General features: G+C 62.1%; 18 protein-coding genes. 4 read left to right on the forward strand and 14 right to left on the reverse strand.

Going from position 1 to position 17,193, the window contains the following annotated elements:
• Positions 1-2 precede the first annotated feature (2 nt).
• From GJR99_RS05150 to GJR99_RS05175, 6 genes are all read right to left on the reverse strand, one after another.
• The gene (locus GJR99_RS05150) at positions 3-422 is read right to left on the reverse strand and encodes a cobalamin B12-binding domain-containing protein (RefSeq protein WP_151109932.1); all 420 of its coding nucleotides are present in this window, start codon (positions 420-422) and stop codon (positions 3-5) included.
• A 129-nt stretch (positions 423-551) separates the two neighbouring features.
• Positions 552-1,082 carry a hypothetical protein gene (locus GJR99_RS05155; protein WP_151109934.1) on the reverse strand — a complete coding sequence of 177 codons (531 nt, stop codon included), beginning with the start codon at positions 1,080-1,082 and terminating at the stop codon, positions 552-554.
• A 17-nt stretch (positions 1,083-1,099) separates the two neighbouring features.
• Positions 1,100-1,504, reverse strand: a complete 405-nt coding sequence (locus tag GJR99_RS05160; protein ID WP_151109936.1) for a PH domain-containing protein — start codon at positions 1,502-1,504, stop codon at positions 1,100-1,102.
• 360 nt (positions 1,505-1,864) lie between these two features.
• The gene (locus GJR99_RS05165) at positions 1,865-3,667 is read right to left on the reverse strand and encodes a S9 family peptidase (RefSeq protein ID WP_151109938.1); all 1,803 of its coding nucleotides are present in this window, start codon (positions 3,665-3,667) and stop codon (positions 1,865-1,867) included.
• 43 nt (positions 3,668-3,710) lie between these two features.
• Positions 3,711-4,433, reverse strand: a complete 723-nt coding sequence (locus GJR99_RS05170; protein WP_151109940.1) for a hypothetical protein — start codon at positions 4,431-4,433, stop codon at positions 3,711-3,713.
• A gap of 15 nt (positions 4,434-4,448) precedes the next feature.
• A complete protein-coding gene (locus GJR99_RS05175; protein ID WP_151109942.1) occupies positions 4,449-4,706 on the reverse strand; it encodes an MTH865 family protein in 258 nt (85 codons plus the stop codon).
• Between the two features lie 154 nt (positions 4,707-4,860).
• Here GJR99_RS05175 and GJR99_RS05180 point away from each other — a divergent pair, with 154 nt between their 5' ends.
• Together GJR99_RS05180 and GJR99_RS05185 are read left to right on the forward strand one after the other, a co-directional pair.
• The gene (locus tag GJR99_RS05180; protein ID WP_151109944.1) at positions 4,861-5,913 is read left to right on the forward strand and encodes a M42 family metallopeptidase; all 1,053 of its coding nucleotides are present in this window, start codon (positions 4,861-4,863) and stop codon (positions 5,911-5,913) included.
• A 108-nt stretch (positions 5,914-6,021) separates the two neighbouring features.
• Positions 6,022-6,651 carry a halocyanin domain-containing protein gene (locus GJR99_RS05185; RefSeq protein WP_151109946.1) on the forward strand — a complete coding sequence of 210 codons (630 nt, stop codon included), beginning with the start codon at positions 6,022-6,024 and terminating at the stop codon, positions 6,649-6,651.
• A 226-nt stretch (positions 6,652-6,877) separates the two neighbouring features.
• On the opposite strand, the gene GJR99_RS05190 is transcribed toward GJR99_RS05185, so the two are convergent.
• The 7 genes from GJR99_RS05190 to GJR99_RS05220 all read right to left on the reverse strand — a co-directional run bounded on the left by GJR99_RS05190 (position 6,878) and on the right by GJR99_RS05220 (position 14,184).
• On the reverse strand, positions 6,878-7,936 hold the full coding sequence (locus GJR99_RS05190; protein ID WP_151109948.1) for a glycosyltransferase family 4 protein: 1,059 nt from the start codon (positions 7,934-7,936) through the stop codon (positions 6,878-6,880).
• Between the two features lie 93 nt (positions 7,937-8,029).
• Complete coding sequence (locus tag GJR99_RS05195) at positions 8,030-8,662, reverse strand: DUF420 domain-containing protein (protein WP_151109950.1); 633 nt, start codon at positions 8,660-8,662, stop codon at positions 8,030-8,032.
• 977 nt (positions 8,663-9,639) lie between these two features.
• Positions 9,640-10,686 (reverse strand): NAD(P)-dependent glycerol-1-phosphate dehydrogenase, encoded by a 1,047-nt coding sequence (locus GJR99_RS05200; RefSeq protein ID WP_151109952.1) that lies wholly within the window; start codon positions 10,684-10,686, stop codon positions 9,640-9,642.
• Positions 10,687-10,787: 101 nt separating this feature from the next.
• Positions 10,788-11,468 carry a LysE family translocator gene (locus GJR99_RS05205; RefSeq protein WP_151109954.1) on the reverse strand — a complete coding sequence of 227 codons (681 nt, stop codon included), beginning with the start codon at positions 11,466-11,468 and terminating at the stop codon, positions 10,788-10,790.
• A gap of 58 nt (positions 11,469-11,526) precedes the next feature.
• A complete protein-coding gene (locus GJR99_RS05210; RefSeq protein WP_151109956.1) occupies positions 11,527-12,222 on the reverse strand; it encodes a TMEM165/GDT1 family protein in 696 nt (231 codons plus the stop codon).
• Complete coding sequence (locus tag GJR99_RS05215) at positions 12,219-12,917, reverse strand: metal-dependent transcriptional regulator (RefSeq protein ID WP_151109958.1); 699 nt, start codon at positions 12,915-12,917, stop codon at positions 12,219-12,221. The genes GJR99_RS05210 and GJR99_RS05215 overlap by 4 nt, the downstream gene beginning before the upstream one ends.
• 97 nt (positions 12,918-13,014) lie before the next feature.
• Positions 13,015-14,184: a threonine synthase gene (locus GJR99_RS05220; RefSeq protein WP_151109960.1), complete on the reverse strand. Its 1,170-nt coding sequence runs from the start codon at positions 14,182-14,184 to the stop codon at positions 13,015-13,017.
• 94 nt (positions 14,185-14,278) lie between these two features.
• On the opposite strand from GJR99_RS05220, the gene GJR99_RS05225 reads away from it, so the two are divergent.
• Positions 14,279-15,565: an NAD(P)/FAD-dependent oxidoreductase gene (locus GJR99_RS05225; protein WP_151109962.1), complete on the forward strand. Its 1,287-nt coding sequence runs from the start codon at positions 14,279-14,281 to the stop codon at positions 15,563-15,565.
• 8 nt (positions 15,566-15,573) lie between these two features.
• On the opposite strand, the gene GJR99_RS05230 is transcribed toward GJR99_RS05225, so the two are convergent.
• Positions 15,574-16,266, reverse strand: a complete 693-nt coding sequence (locus GJR99_RS05230) for a metallophosphoesterase (protein ID WP_151113859.1) — start codon at positions 16,264-16,266, stop codon at positions 15,574-15,576.
• Positions 16,267-16,392: 126 nt separating this feature from the next.
• Between GJR99_RS05230 and GJR99_RS05235 the strand changes: the two genes are divergently transcribed.
• Positions 16,393-17,172, forward strand: coding sequence for a DUF7839 domain-containing protein (locus GJR99_RS05235; protein ID WP_151109964.1), 780 nt, complete (start codon positions 16,393-16,395; stop codon positions 17,170-17,172).
• Positions 17,173-17,193 lie beyond the last annotated feature (21 nt).

Below are 17,193 nucleotides of genomic sequence, written 5' to 3' on the forward strand. Positions count from 1 at the left end.
CGTCACTTACGCTCGGGCGCGTTTTCCTTCACGAAGTCGATGGTCTCCTGCATCGGAGTTCCGGGTCCAAAGATGGCGTCGACGCCCTCGTCGAGGAGTCCGGGGCGGTCTTCTTCGGGGATGATGCCGCCGACGATGACGAGCGTGTCGTCGAGTGCGCCGTACTCTTCGAGGCCGGCCATCACCTTCGGCACGAGCGTGTTGTGGGCACCCGAGAGGATGGAAATCCCGAGTACGTCGACGTCCTCTTGGACCGTCGCCTGGATGATTTCGTCGGGCGCACGGTGGAGACCGGAGTAGATGACTTCGAATCCCGCGTCACGGAAGGCGCGAGAGATTACGTGTGCACCACGGTCGTGGCCGTCGAGTCCCACCTTCGCGATGAGACACCGGATAGTTCGTTGTTCGGAGTCCGCGCTCATGGACGGAGGTTCGGTGTCACCCGATTTGATTCTAACGGAAGATGGGGAAAGATGTACTGTGCGCAGTAGTCGTGAGTGTCCATCGCAAAAAAGAGCCCACAGTCACCCAACCCGGTTGTGTCTCGGACGCTACGCGTCGATGAGACGAGCGACTCGGCCGGGCCTTCGGAGGCCCGAAATCGTGACGAGTTGGCTGTGGTCGACGCTGAACTTGACGTGCCCCTTGTTCGTCAACCGTTCGGAGAGGTTCGCACCCGTCTGGAGTTGCGCGATATCCGCAAGCGGATACGACGACGTATCGGAACCGATTTTCTCGATTACTCGGTCAGACGTAACGACGTACTTCGGCTGGTTTCTGAGCCGGTACGCGTAGAAACAGAGTGGGACACCCCAGAAGAACGGAATGAGAAAGAGCCCCACGACGAACAACGGCCGCCACCGCTCTCTATCCGGCGAAGAGACGTAGACGGCCTCTTCGTCACCGCGGAGGTCGACCGTGAGTCCAGCGGTCTCGCTGTCGCTCCGGTCGAGTCCTTCGTTCGAGAGTGGCCCCACTCCGAGTCGCCCGGCAACGTACACTGCACCGTAGAGAAACGGTATCAAGACGACTCCAAGTCCGACGAGAACGATGACTAGTGCGACGATATCTGCAGTACTCATAAAGATAAACGGGGGTGTTATTCTCGCTGGACGTTCCGAATCGTGTTTGCGACACTCTCGTGGTCGTCGAGACCGAAGAACACGATGTTCGAACCAGCAGCGGCAGTCGCAAACTGGAGGTTACCGACACCGAGGAGCTTCTCGACGAGGCGCTGTCCAGTCGACAACTGACTGATGTCGTCGATTCGATACTCTTCGGTGCTCGTCCCGAGGAGTCCAGTCTTCTTCATCACACGCTCGTTCGTCACGACGTACCGCGAACCCTTCACGAACAGGAACGGGAGAATTCCCAGCGAGATAATCGCGAGAAGGATAGATTGCCCGTCGGTCATGTACGACGCGAACGACGGCTGAATGTTGTGTCGAACCTCTTCACCATCGAGGAGCGTAAAGCCCTCTACATCTGGCACATCTGCACTCATACACCCATACTAAACTATGTCTGTAATTTAAAATTTCCTATTATCAATACACTCACTTTTTGAAGAATGTATATATCGAAAACACAACAGTCTTCATTATCGACGCTGATTCCCACGAGAAATCAGGCTGGCACACCGACCAATCGTGTGCATGGCTCGACCACACCGAACGGATAGAACTCGAATATGTACGTCGGTTGTGAACCGTCTTCTCACCACGTACCATCTCTGTACCCTGGTACGCAGTGAATATCAGGTGAGATATCAATCCCGCTCAGAGACAAAATAGTCACGAAGTTGATGAGCAATCACACGGTCACTCTCCGATAGACAGCGTTCCGACAAATCTGAGACACTGGCTCAGACGTACTCGTCGAGGAACTCGGCAATCTGTGTGTAGGCGTCGATACGGTTCTCCAGTTTGGCAAAGCCGTGGCCCTCGTCTTCGAAGATGAGCTCGCGGACGTGGGCGTGTTTTCGCGCCTCTTCGACTAGCTGGTGAGCCTCGCTCACGGGGACGCGCGGGTCGTTTTCGCCGTGGAGGACGAACAGTGGTGCGCGAATCTTCTCGACGTTGTTGAGCGGCGAGATAGATTCGAGGAACTCTCGGTCGTCTTCGAGCGAGCCGTACTCCGCCTCGCGGAGTTCGCGTCGCCAGTCGCCGGTGTTCTCGAGGAACGTGACGAAGTTGGCGATGCCGACGATGTCGATGCCGGCGGCCCACAGGTCGGGATACTCTGTCATCGACGCGAGTACCATGAACCCGCCGTAGGAGCCACCCATCGCGACGATTTTGTCGGGGTCGACCGCCGGATGGTCGTGTAACCACTCCACCGCCGCTTCGATATCTGCCACCGAATCCATCCGCTTTTCGACGTCGTCGAGGTGGCCGTACGCTTTCCCGTAGCCAGCAGACCCGCGGACGTTCGGTTCGAAGTAGGCGTACCCACGAGAGAGGAAGTACTGTTTCACGGACGAAAACGAGGGCCTGCGCTGTGATTCGGGGCCACCGTGGATATCGACGATGACGGGTGTCTCACCTTCGGGTGACTCCTCGGGGAGGGTGAAGAACGCAGGGATGTTTCGGCCGTCGAACGTCGGATAGTGGACGAGTTCCGGCGGCACGAACGTGTCCCGTGGAATCCCCGCTGTCGCCGCGAGCGTCCATCGCTCGGCGTGCCCCGTAGTCAACTCGACGACGTAGACGTTCGCGGTGTCGGCACTGGCAGTGACTGTCAGCGCCGCGCGAGCACCGTCGGGAGCGAACGAGACGCCGCCCGCGACGCCTCTCGGGAGGTCCGGTTCGGGGAACGTGTCTATCTCGTCGGGTGAGAGGAACTCACCGAACGTGAGTTCGGTGTAGCCCTCGACGTTGCGGGCGTAGACGAGGCGGTTCGACTCGTGGTCGATGCTGATACCCTCGACTTCGTGGTCACCGCCGGACTCGACGAGCGAGAACTCGCCGGTTTCGAGGTCGTATCTGACGAGTTCGAGCGTGTCGCTGTCGCGGTCGGTCACCATGTAGATGTTCTCACCGTCGGGACCCCACGAGGCGCTCTGGAACCGGATGGTTCCCTCGTGCGGCGTGATGTGCGTCAGTTCGTTCGTTATCAGGTCGAGGACGTACACGTCCTGGTCGAAGTTCGAGTACGCCTCTTCGACGATGAGTTTCGAGTCGTCTGGTGACCACCCACCGAGTGTGAGCCACCCGGTGCCCTCGTGGACGAGTGTGGCGTCCATCCCCGTTCCATCGCGTGACTGGACGTACACGTCGAAGACGGAGTTGTCACGGCGGTTCGAGGTGAACGCGAACCGACTGCCGTCGTGACTCCAGCCACCCCAACGGTGTTTCGCGTCGGGGTGTTCGGTCAGGTTCTGTACGACGCCCGTGTCCGGTTCGAGACGGAACAGTTGTTCGCGCTCGTTGCCGCCTTTGTCCATCCCGAAGACGAGTTCGGGATTCTCAGGCGACCACGACGCGAACGTGACGCGTTCGTCGTAGAAGGTGTGCTGTTCGGGCCAGACGCCGGGACCGTCGACGGTCCACACCTGCGGGACCCCCGTCGTGTCCATGAGAAACGAGAGGCGGTCTCCATCGGGGGCAAAGGAAGCACCGTAGGCGCTCCTGATGTGCAGGTAGCGCTCGATGTCGTACGTTCGCATAACTTCGAAATATAGGCGGGGTGACGAGAAATCGGTTTGGGAGTCAGAAGTCGGACAGTCGCGTGTCTTCGCGGTCGGTCCACCCGCGCATCTTCGCGTACGCATCGGGGTTCGTCGGCACGCCTTCTGTGTTGAGCAACCGCTCGGGATACAGTTCGAAGGCGATGCCGATGAGCTGGTACTCCAGTTCTTCGAGGTAGGGATACGTGTCGGGGTAGGGGCCTTCTGTGCCGACCTCCCACGGTTCGACCCAGAAGTACACCGGTTCGCGGAGACGTGGCGGCGCTGTCGAGACGAAGAGGTCTGTCACCCAGCGGTCGTACTTGTTGGTCCCGTCGTTACTGAAGACTGCCGACGAGAGGTCTCCGAAGTGGTAGTAGTTTCCGTAGCCCCAGCGCGCGAGTTTGCCGTCGTTCGTCTCGACGTTCTTCAGGTTGCTGTTGAGACTCGTTCCCGACGCACCGAACTTCCCACATTTGCCGAGGTATCGGGGGACGACCTCGTCGCCGTTGAGGGTGTACATCATGTAGACGAGGCCCTCGTAGCGACCCGCTCTGCGTTCGTAGTCGGTGACGACCTTCTCGCCCGCCTCGCGGAGCCTTCGCTCCATTCGGTGGCCTCGGCGGAGGGTTGAGCGCTCAGACCTGCCGTACCCGAAGGTTTCGATAGTTCCGTCGCTCGTCGTCTCGAAAAGTGGTATCGGGTCCGTGGTGTCGACGAAGCGGTCGACCCAGCGTTCCCAGAGTGCGCGTTTCGTATCCGTCACGGCGACGTGCCGCGTCTAAATCATCCCTTCTTCTTTGAGGCCCGCCATGATGTCGTCGACGAGGCTCTCGGCGTCTTCGTACGGGAAGTCCTGGTGCTTACCGAGCTTTGCGGCGAGTTCCATCGCCGTGATGGTCACGTCGTCTGCTTCGAACTTCGTGCCAGGGCCGTTCGGGAGCGCAGGGACGAGCGACATCTGGTTTTTGACAGGGAAACTCGCGTTTGCGAAAGCGTCCATGAACTGGTCCCGGAGTTGAGATTCAACGTCGGACATACTCTCTACGTTCGTAGTGAGGTGGAAAAATATTCCGGAACAACCAACAACCCGTGGGCAGTTCCATCTCACGACAAATCCCGTGACTCGGGAGGAGTCGGCCGCCTCGTCCGGGACTGGTGGACTTATCTACACCCGGACTGCAACCAGAACTATGGCTTTCGACTTCGACTTCGACCGTCTCAAGCAACTCACAGAGACCAGCGGTGTGCCGGGCTACGAGGACCGAATCCGTGCGCTCGTCCGTGAAGACCTCGAAGCGACGACCGACAGCGTCAGCGTCGACGCCATGGGCAACGTCGTCGGCACCATCGAGGGCGAGAGCGACTACGAAGTCGCCGTTGCCGCACACATGGACGAGATAGGCTTCATGGTCCGCCACATCAACGAAGACGGCTTTCTCCAACTCGACGCACTCGGCGGCTGGGACCCGCGCGTCCTGAAGGCGCAACGCGTCACCGTCCACGCGGATGACAGCGATTTCACCGGTGTCATCGGTTCTGTCCCGCCGCACACGCTCACTGAAGAACAGAAAAAGAAGGAACCGAAGGTCGAAGACGTGTTCGTCGACCTCGGTCTGCCTGCAGAGACCGTCGAGGAGGAGGTTTCTGTCGGCGACCTCGTGACGATGGAACAGACGACCGTCAAGATGGGCGACCACGTCACGGGCAAGGCAATCGACGACCGTGTCTGCCTGTTCGCCATGCTCGAAGCCGCGCGCCGTATCGACAACCCGCAGGTCACCATCCACTTCGCGGCGACCGTGCAGGAAGAAGTCGGACTCCGCGGGGCACAGGCACTCGGCGTCGACCTCGACCCGGACCTCGCGCTCGGCCTCGACACCACCGTCGCCAACGACGTCCCTGGGTTCAAGCCCGCAGATTACGTCACCAGACTCGGCGAAGGCGCGGGTATCAAACTGAAAGACTCCAGCGCCATCGCCAACCCGAAAGTCCACCGTCGCCTGCGCGACGTGGCCGAAGCGAACGAGATTGCCTACCAGATGGAACTGCTCCCCGCGGGCGGGACGGACACCGGTGGCTTCCAGAACACCTACGGTGCCAAGCCCGTCGGTGCCATCTCGATGCCGACGCGCTACCTCCACACCGTGACCGAGAGCGTCCATGCCGACGACGTGACCGCGTACATCGACCTTCTGACCGCCTTCCTGACGAGCGAGACCGGCGAGTTCGACTACACGCTCTGAGGCGGCCGAAAAATGGCGGCCTGGCTCCCGTCAAACTGAGGGGGCCACCCAGTTCGCTGTCGAACGCGAACCAAAGTATTCACTACAGGCCCACACCAAGCGGCGGACATGACCGACGGCAACGTGGATATGTCTCGGCGGGCGTTCCTCGGCGCGGCCGCTGGTGGCGCGGCGGTTGCTGCCACCTCCGGCACGGCCGCGGCGCAAACGGAAGAACCCGACTTCGGCGGCTACCTCGACGGAATCGACGGTGGCTACGAAGACCTTCGTGGTCAGAGCGAAGTCACCATCGAGGTTGGTGCAGAGGGCAACGGCGGCGCCCTCGCGTTCGCGCCCGCGGGTGTCTGGATAGACCCCGGTACGACCGTGACGTGGGAGTGGACCGGCGAAGGCGGCGGACACAACGTCAAGATGGAAGAAGGACCAGCAGGTCTCGACTCCGGTGCGCCCGTCGCTGAAGCAGGCACGACGTACGAGTACACCTTCGAGGAAGCTGATGCAGGTATCTCGAAATACTACTGTGCGCCCCACCAGGCGCTCGGCATGCTCGGCGCAGTCGCCGTCGGCGGCGACGTCGAAACCGTCAGCGTCGGTGGCGAGGGCGGCGGCGCAAGCCTCCCGCAGGTTCCCGACAGCGCGAAGGCCCTCGGCGTGGCGACGACGTTCGCGATGGTCGCGACGCTCGGCCTCGCGTACTTCTTCATGAAATACGGCGGCGATTACGAGATAAACGAGTAATCTCCCGTATTTTTCAGTTTTCGCCGTTCGTGAGCGACCGCACCGTTGCTCTCAGCCGTCGTGTTCGTGAGCGACCGCACCGTTGCTCTCAGCCGTCGTGTTCGTGAGCGACCACACCGTTGCTCTCAGCCGTCGTGTTCGTGAGCGACCGCGTTCACTCGCGTCCTTCGTCGTGAAATACGGCGGTGACTCCGAGGAGTGACGCAAACGCGAAACCCGTCGTGCCTCAGAAGAAGCCGTAGTCGTCTATCTCTGCTTCGTACACCGATTCGTACTGGTCGATGACGTGGGTGTAGTCGTAGGTGGCGAACTCGTCGTCGACCGTCTGGTGGTCGAATCCACGCGCGGCGACGATTTCGTCTGCGAGTTCCTGCGGACTCGTGACCAGTGACCCGCGTGCACGGCCTTCGACGAGTTCGTGCGCCGCCGAGTGTGCCTGGTACTCGACGATGCTCACACACCCGCACGCGAGCGCCCAGAGCAAGTTGGTCGCGAAGGGTTCGACGGTTGCGGTCTGGGCGAAGACGTGCGCGCCTTTCAGAATCGGTACCGCCTCGTTGGCAGAGAGTTCACCGAGGAACTCGACTCTGTCGTCGATTCGGAGGTCACGCGCGGTCTGTTCTGCGTCCGCCCGTTCGGGGCCGTCGCCGACGACGACCGCGTCCCAGTCTTTGTCGCGGAGTTCGGCGAGTGCGAGGAGGAAACTCTCGACGTTGGCGTGTTCGTCCAAGTCGCGGGCGTAGACCACGTCGGCACGCGTTTCGACCGCTGCCTCGCGGACGATGTCCATGTTGATGGGTTCGGGGACGACGTGGGTCGAATCCACCGACGCACCGAGTTCGCGAACTTCCGTCCGAACCATCTCGGAGGGTGCCAAGACGGCGTGTGGCGACTTCGCCGCACGTCGGTACGACCGCGACCCGCCGCGTTCGTCACGCGCCCACCAGTCGGCGACGACGGGAACTCTGAGGAATCGCGCGGCAGTCTTGGCGGCCGTCACGTGCGACGGCGGGTAGCTCGTGACCTGAATCACGTCCGGGCCGACTTCGCGGAGGACGAAGGGCACGCGCGAGGCGAACCGACCGGACGCTGGCGAGTCGGTGACGCGGTGGTAGGTCACGCCGTTCTGTTCGAACTCGACGACTTCGCCGTCCCACCACTTCGCACAGAGAACGACGACGTCGTGTCCGCGTTCGGTGAGCAGTTCTGCGGTTCGCCGCATCCGCATCGTCGCGCCCGTCTCTTCGTGGTGCGGAGTGAACATCGAGACGAGAGCGACGCGCATATTCGCGGCCACTACGTGCCGCGATAAAAATCCATGTCTTTCGCATTCGAGTCGACGCGGAGCGTCGGGAAGATAGTCGAAGTGAATCCGCCGTCAGAGACCGACGACAGGAGCGACGAGAGCGCCGGCGGCAGAGACCGTGTACTCCCATCCGTAGACGTGGTTGAGGAGGAAGTAGGTCACGACGCCGAGCGAGAGCGACAGAAGCCACGCAGCGGCCGCGATGCGGCCGATTTTCTTGTGTGGCGTCTGGGTGCGGATTTCGTGTTCAGAGTGTGTGAGACCGAGGATGAGCGCGTAGAGCACCACCGGCACCGACACGATAGAGAGGATGATGTGAATCGCCAGCATCGCGAGGTACGGATAGTACGCGAACGCCGGGCCGACGAACTCCTTGGTTCCACCGCCACCAATCTTCGTGAGGTAGAGGATGAGGAAGACGATGATGAGCGTGAAGGCCATCACCATCGCGGTGGCGTGTTTTCTGACCTCGTCGCGGCGAATCCAGCGCCAGCCTGCTGCGATGACGAAGACGTTTATCGTGTTCACCAACGCGATCGCGTCCGAGAGGCGGTTCACCTGCTGGAGGGTCAACTCGGGGAAGACGCTCTTGGGGACGAGTCCAGCGAAGGTTCCGATGACGAGGGCGTAGCCAACCACCGAGAGGATGGCCGTCGCCGCCGCGGGGTGTTCCTTCAGTGGATTACTGGCGCTCGCAGTTGCCATGAAACGACGTAAGTTTGGAACTGTCTTCCATCTTCGGGTTTGGGACAGTGGACGGGGTTGGTCGCGTCGAAATCATCGAACGTGGACAGGATGGGCGTGACATATACAGAGGGTGAGTTCAGCACAGTGCCAATGGTTGTTTCGGCGAATAATCACGAAATGACAGTGCGAGAACCGCGTATTGACCGCTGAATACTCTACTTGAATGAAATTTGTCTGGGTCGCATATCGTACAATAATTGTGTGATTTCCGCATCTCGCTAATCCAGACAAAAGTCCACTGACCAATAATAAATAATATTATATAATTTAAAATGGATGTGTGTGTATGGGAAGAACGCAACTCATATGTAAAAAGTGCGATGGGAGGTTTTCACCACATAAACATGAAATGGCAAAAGGAGCAGCCGTCGGCGCTGCAGCAGCCGCGGGTGCGATAAAAGGGGGCACCTATGGGATAGTCTCGGGGTCACTTCCTGGAGGAGCGACAGGTGCAGGAGTTGGTGCAGCATTAGCGGGAGGGGCGGTGTTCTTAGGTGCTAAAAGCACGACAATGTGTCCACACTGTGACAAAGTCCAATTTTTCTGACGCGATTGTAACTTCTCCCTGAGTTTAGCAGTGTGAATGGCATATTCTGAAGATTTCTGAAAAACCACATTATCTGTACGTGACACAGATACCGGAACTGTTGCCTGACCGACTTGCGCGCTCTATTCAGCACGCCGTCAACGACCTATCAGTTAACCATACGTTCAACAAAGCCACAGAGACGGTACAGAGGCACCCACATTGTGAGACTCGACCGCTCTGCACCACGAGCGAGGCCGAAGGCCGAGTCTCGTGGCTTTTTCCCTCCTGGTTTTTTGACGGGTGGTTCCCGCAGTGTCGCCAGACTGCGTCTGGCGGACCGCCGAGGTCCCCTCGGCGACGTCGCCGAGAGGCGACACGAGGAAACCCTCGTCAAAAAAGGTGGATCTTAGATAACGCCCGTAATCGTCGCCGCTTCGATAGCCGCCGACTTGCTCACGCCGTTCCCGAGAATCGTGTAGCGGTCACGAATCGTGTGTGCCGTCGTCAGCGCCTCGATAATCGTCTCGTCGTCGATGCCGAGTTCCTTGGCCGTCGTCGGCGCACCCATCGTCGAGAGCGCGTCGTGGATGTTCCGCCAGTCGCCTTTCTCGCCACTGTGGAAGTACTCGGTCATGATTGCCCCGACGCCGACCTGGTGACCGTGAAGGGCGCGTCCGGGGGCGAGGCGGTCGAGTTGGTGCGAAAAGAGGTGTTCTGCACCCGATGCCGGGCGTGACGAGTCGGCGATAGACATCGCGACACCGGACGAGACGAGTGCTTTCGTCACAATCCACGCAGATTCTTCCAGTCCGGGTTTGATGGAGTCCGCACTCTCGACCAGCAGTTCTGCGGTCATCTGCGCCAGCGCACCTGCGTATTCGGAGTACTCGACGTTCTGGAGGCGGTGGGCGAGTTGCCAGTCTTTCACTGCCGTGTAGTTCGAGATGATGTCTGCACAGCCTGCGGTGGTGAGTTCCCACGGCGCTTCGGCCAAGAGTTCCGTGTCGGCGACGACTGCCAGCGGCGGGTCTGCAGCGACCGAATGTCGAGTGTCGCCTTCGGGTATCGACGAGCGACCGGAGACGATACCGTCGTGACTCGCCGCCGTGGGGACCGAGACGAATCCGCATTCGAGACGGTCGGCGGCCATCTTCGCGACGTCGATTGGTTTGCCGCCGCCGAGGGCGATGAGGTAGCCAGCGTCCATCTCGCGGCCGATTTCGACGACGCGCTCGACCGCTTCGAAACTCGCACGGTCGAGTGAGACCGACGAGATGCCGTCGAACTGCGCGCGGACTCGGTCGCCCGCGATTCGCTCGGGCGAGGGACTCGTGACGAGGAGCGGTTCCCCAGAGAGGTAGAGCTCTGAGACTGCGTCAGCGAGTTGGTCGAGGACGCCGTGGCCGACGAGGACGTTCCGAGGCAGCTTGATCCACGTCGATTTGTCGAACATACGCAAGCATCGGCCACGGTGGTTGATAGTGTTTCTCGTCTCGGGGGCGACACGTGTGTCGTATCGTCGATAGCGGACACGACAGAACTGCTCGTCTCGACTCAGACGAGCGTCCGAACTGCGTCCCAGAGGAACATCACGCCGAACCCACCGAGGACGACGGCACTGAGCGCGGCAACCACGGGAGCGAACGACTCGACGCGCTTTTCTGCCGCGACGAGTGCCGCGGGGAATCCGGTTACCCAGACGGCGATGCCGCCGAAGAATCCGAGAATGAGCGCGGGACTCCCCGTCTGGACGATGAGCAGGTCAGACAGCGACGCACCGAGATACGGCGTGTGCGAGAGCACGTCGACGCTCCCGGTTTCGAGCAACCCGACGCCGATAGTGAGCCAAAACAGAATCTGATACGGGTTCGTCAACGCGAGGACGAACGCCTTCGTGAAGCCGGCACTGTCGGTCTCGGGGTCGGCGGCCTCGCGGAACGTCGTACTCGTCTCTTTGGCCGCGCCGTAGGCGAAGTAGAGCATGAGGAGACCCCCTGCACCGACCATGGCGGCCCGAATCGTCGGGAACTGCTCGACGAAGGCAACGAGTCCGAGTGCCGCGAGGACGAAAAAGAGCGCGTCGGCGCTCATCGCACCGAGGCCGGCACGGGCACCCGACGACCACCCGCGAACGACGCTCTCCTCGGCGATGACGGCGTTCATCGGACCGGGCGGTGCGGCGAGGGCGAGGCCGAAGACCAACCCGGCGGTGAGCGACGGGAGGACGGTAGACATCACCGTCTCTTGGGTGGAATCCCTGAAAAATGACGCGGAACCGGTGACGACGGCGCGGTCAGACGAGCGTGAGAATCGCGTCAGAGACTGTTCCGACGAACGCGTCCCACGCAGAGAATCCGGTGAAGATGGCGACAGTGGTGTCGAGGGCGAAGAAGCCAAACAGGGCTGCCGCACCGAGATACGCCTTCCGAGCGTCGAAGCGGTCCGAGAATCGGTGGAAGAAGTACGCATTGGCGATGCTCACCGGAACGATGGCGAGCATCTCGCCGGCCCAGATTGCGGGGTGTGCGCCGTACTGGACGGCGAGGCCAATCGTCACCAGTTGCGTCTTGTCACCGAATTCGCCGGCGGCCATCATCGCGAAGATGGGGAAGAACCCGCCGAACCCGGCCCCGGAGAGTTCCCGGCCGAAGACGGTCGGCGTCGCGTCGAAGTCGGTCAAGCCACCGTCGGTGGCCGCACCCACATGCTGCTTCGTCGGTGCCGAACGAAACAGGAGGATGGCGAAGACCGCGAACAAGACGGCGGTGAAGGCGTCGAGTGCGACCGGTGGAAGCGCGTTTTTCAGGGCCTGCCCGAGTGTGATTTCGAGGGCGGTCCAGATAGCGAACGCCGACCCGGCGGCGGCGACGACGATTCTCGGGTCGTACCGCGTGGAGAGGCCAGCGATGATGAACTGAACTTTCTCGCCCGGAAGCACCGCTAACTGGGCGACTAGCGCGACGACGAGAATCTCAGCCCACCCAGTCATACAGTCGAGACGCTCTCGTCTTCGCACTCCTCGTCGGGTGCGCGGACGCGAATCGTCTGTGCGACGGACTCGGGGAGACTCTGCTCTCGCCCGGAGTCGACGACGCGAACTGTGACCATGCCGAACGGGGCGACGTCGGTTATCTCGATGGTCGTTCCAGGCGTGACGCCCGCCTCGGAGAGATACTCCAGTTCTTCGGGGTCGCGGTCACTGACGCGACAGACGACGAGCGTGTCGCCGACACCGTGGTCCGAGAGCGTGGACAGTCCTGCCGACTTCGGCGGCGTCAGGTCGGCACTCGGAATCGGGTCACCGTGTGGGTCGACTTCGGGGTCCCCCAGTGCGGCGGCGACACGCCGCTCGAACTCCTCGCTGATGTGGTGTTCGAGTGCGTCGGCCTCTTCGTGGACTTCGCTCCACGAGTAATCGAGATGTTCGGTGAGGTACGCCTCCAGCAGGCGGTGGTGCCGAAGCACTTCGAGTGCGACAGTCTCGCCTTCCGTGGTTAGCTCGACGCCCTTGTACTTCTCGCGTTCGAGCAGTCCTCGCTCTTCGAGTTTCCCGACCATGCTCGTCACTGTCGGCGGCGTCTTCCCGAGATACTCCGCGATACTGGACGTCGAAACCGGAGGCCCGTGTTCCATCTGGAGAGAATAGATAGCCTTCAGATAATCTTCCATCACGTCGCTCAACATGGGTTGAATTAGACGTGTCTAAACTAAATATCCTGCGGGTGAAAATCAGTGTTCGAGCCACGGACTACAACAGACCGAGACGGCCCGTTCGACTGGGTTAGATTCCCTGGCCCATCAGGTGACTTCGAAGGATGTCGGCGTTCTTCGTGCCGGATTCCGTGTTGATTGCGACGACCGTCTCGTCTTCGGCGAACTCGTCTGCGAGTTCCCACGTCGCCGCGAGTGCGACACCGCCGGCGGCCCCGACTTCGACGCCTGCGGTCTGTGCGGCGGTGACTGCCGATTCGAGGGCGTCGTCGTCGCTGACGGTGACGGCGAGACCGTTCGTCTCTTCGAGTGCCTGTAGTGCGAGTGCCCCGCCAGCAGGGTCCGGAATCTCCAGTTCGCCGACGATGGTGTCGGGGTGGTTCCACGCTTCGGTGAAGTCGTTTCCTGCTTCCCACGCAGTCGCAATCGGGGAACAGCCGACAGATTGGGCCGCGACGAGTCGCGGCACGTCGTCCACGAGGCCGAGTTCAGACAGGTCGCGGAACCCCTTGGAGACGCCGTAGACGAGTTCGCCCGTCGCAACGGGGACGACGACCCAGTCGGGAACCGACCAGTCGAGTCGCTCGGCTATCTCGTAGGCGATGGTCTTCGCACCGTCGTGTCGGAACGGGTTGTCGAACTCCTGGAGCGTGTACCAGTCGCTCTTGAGTTTCTCGTGAAGCGCGGAGAGTGCGGCCGGGTAGCGGCCACCGACGACTTTCATCTGCCCGCCGTGGACGTTCACCATCGCTTTGTTGGGGAACGGCGTTCGCGACGGGACGAACCCGTACGAGCGCACGTCGACGAGACCGGCGTAGGACGCTGCCGACTGGGCACTGTTGCCGGCAGAGGCGTGGGCGACGACTTCTGCGTCTGCTTCGCGTGCCGCCGTGACGGCGAGCGAGAGTCCACGGTCGTGGAACGTGCCAGTCGGGTTTCGCCCCTCGTCTTTGATGCGCAACGACCCAACGCCCGCCTCGTCACCGAGTGCCGACGCCTCGACGAGCGGTGTCGCGCCCTCGTTTGCCGTCACCGGATTCGAAAAGGGAAGCAGTTCGCGGTATCGCCACATCGTGTCGAAGGGTCGTTCCGCGAGCGTCTCCGCGTCCCACTCGACCGCGTCGAGGTCGTAGGTGGGGTCCAGCGGTGCGTCGGCCTCGCTGGTGCCGGTTACGTCGGCGTCGTACTCGTCACCAGTCTCCGTACACACCAGCCCCGAGAACGTGTCGGAAGTCTGCATAGGCGGCCCTTACAGGGGGAGGAACTAAGCCCTTCTCGTCGGGCGATGGTCGACACCCGCAGGGGCTATGTGTCACCCGTCCGAGAGACACTGTATGGACGATAGCCACATCGTTGTCGTCGGTGCGGGTCTGGCGGGACTCGTCGCCGCACGACACCTCGCCGCCGATGGGGCCGACGTGACCGTCATCGAACGACGGGACGACGTCGGCGGACGAGTTCGTACCGAGAGGAAAGACGGCTTCACGCTCGACCGCGGCTTTCAGGTGTTGTTCACCGGATATCCCGCGGTCCGGCGCGAACTCGACCTCGACGCCCTCGACCTCCGGGCTTTCACCCCCGGTGCGACCATCTGTCGGCCGAGTCGCCGGTCGGTCCTCTCTGACCCCCTCCGCGACGTCACCACTCTGTTCGACTCCCTCCGCAATCCCGAGGTGACGACGACGGACAAAGTTCGCACGTTGGCGCTTCGGCAGGACGTGAGCACACGGAACGAAGCCGAGATATTCGCGTCGCCCGACCAGAGCATCCGGTCGTACCTCCGCGACTGGGGCTTCTCGGAAGACTTCATCGAGCACTTCGTCGCGCCGTTCTACGGCGGTATCACCCTCGACCGGTCGCTGTCGTCGTCGAAGCGGGTGTTCGAGTACACGTTCAAGATGCTCTCCGCAGGCAAGACTGCAGTCCCTGCGGCCGGGATGCAGGCGATTCCGGAACAACTCGCCGACCGCGCCCGCGACGAGGGAGTGACGATTCGTCTCGGCGAACGCGTCGAAGGCCTCCAAAGCGACGAGGGGAGTGCAATCGTCACCACAGGCCGCGATTCGCTCGAAGCAGACGCCATCGTCGTCGCGGCCGACCCGAAAGAAGCACGCCGACTGACCGGCGTCGAGTCGATTCCGACCGACGCACACGGCTGTGTCACCCAGTACTACACACTCCCAGAAGGGAGCGGCCTCGACGCGGGCAAGCGCATCATGCTCAACGCCGCTAACCCGGACCCCAACACCATCGCACCGCTTTCGACTGTCGCTCCGGAGTACGCCCCCGCTGGGAAGGAACTCCTGAGCGCGACGTTCCTCGGAGACGCCGCACAGGACGAAACCGAAGACGACCTCTTCGAGAAGACGCGCAGGGCACTCGAAGCGTGGTATCCCGAACGCTACTTCGAGAGTCTCGAACTAGTCCACACCGACTACATCTCCTTCGCGCAGTTCGCCCAACCACCGGGAATCCACGACTCCTTGCCGGGCCACCGCGACCCGCCGGGACGGACGTACCTCGCCGGCGACTACACCGCGTGGTCGTCGATTCAGGGGGCGATGCGAAGTGGGCGAGAGGCGGCGAGTGCCGTTCGCGCAGACCTCGCGGATTCGTCCTGAGGTTTATATCAGAGGAGGCGACGAAGTTCCCCCAGCGGCGGGAAGGTGAGCGTCTCGTCGGCGTCGTCGTCGCGGACGAGTGGACGGAAGACGTTCGCGTCGCGCACGAGTGGAGAGTCGAAGTCCGACCCGCGCATTCGGTTGATTTCGACACCGGCCGCGAGACGGGTAAAAGACGGGAGCATCAAGACGTCGGACCCGCGGTACGCCTCGGGACCGTAGAGCACACACGGCCGCCGACGGCCTTCGATAGTGAGCGTGGGATGGTCGTGGCCGACCACGTAGAGGTGACTCTCACTCTCGGGTTCGCGATGGCCGTGTGAGACGAGCGTCCCGTCTGCGAGTCGGTACTCGTCGTGGACGTCGCCGGACCACACCTCCGCGAGCATCGTGTCGTGGTTGCCGGCGACGAACACCGGGTCGGCACCGGCAGCGACGCAACCGTCTGCAATGGTTTCGAGAGCCGAGACGTGCCGCTCTGAGACGCGGTCGAACTGGTGGAGCACGTCGCCCGCGAAGACGACTTCGCGCGGTTCGAACTCGGCGCAGAGTGCCGACAGTCGGTCGGAGAGGTCGGTCTGTTCCCCGAGTGGGAAGTCGACGGCGGAGGCGTCGGCGCGGCCGATGTGCAGGTCGGAGAGAACGAGCGCGTCTGCTTCGGGGAGGGAGACGGCCCGGTCACGGACGGCGACGCGAAGCACGCCCGAGAGGAGGGACGACGGAGACAAATCAGCACCGGTGTCCACCCTCGACTCTGTGACTCGCGGTCGTCTGTCGAGGCGGTCGGAGCGAGGGCCTTTTTACACGACGGCCCCCTCACACGTACTATGAGCGGCGCACTCGAGGACAAGCGGACGGCGACCCGTTTTCGCATCCTCGCGGAGATTGCCGACCGACAACCGGCGGTGAGCCAAGGCGAGATAGCCGAGGCAGTCGGCGTGACGAGTCAAGCAGTCTCCGAGTACATACGCGAACTCGTCGACGACGAACTGGTCGAAAAGGAAGGGCGCTCGCGGTATCGAGTGACCAAGGAAGGCGTCGATTGGCTCTTTCAAGAGGCCCGCGCGCTCCAGCGGTTCGCCGAACACGTCACCGACGACGTGCTCGAAAGCGTCAACGAAGACGCCGCAATCGTCACCGACGACGTCTCGGCCGGCGACACGGTGACGCTCTCGCTCCGTGATGGTCTCCTGTACGCCACCCCAGGGAGCGACGGGCCGGCAATCGGCGTCGCCACGACGGACGCCACGGCCGGTGAAGACGCCAGCGTCACTGGCTTCGAAGGCGTCATCGAGATGGAACCGGGGTCGGTCCGTGTGCTCCAGATTCCGCCCGCACGACTCGGTGGCAGTAGTGACGTCGACCTCCCGGCACTGGCCGACGCCTGTGCGGAGGCAGATATCGTCCTCGCGAGCGGTGTCGAAGCAGTCGTCGCCTGTCGCCGCGCCGACGCGGAACTCGAAACGTGGTTCTCTCCGGGCGAAGTCGCCGCCGACGCCGCCGCTCGCGGGTTGAACGCCGTCGTCGTCGCCAGCACCGACGCCGCCGGACGGGTGACCGACGCGCTCCGCGACGCAGGCGTGTTGTTCGAAGTGACCGAGCCGTAGCTCGCCATTCTCGAACCGGAC

Origin of the sequence: Haloferax marinum (genome assembly GCF_009674625.1) — an archaeon.
Classification (GTDB): Archaea; Halobacteriota; Halobacteria; order Halobacteriales; family Haloferacaceae; genus Haloferax; species Haloferax marinum.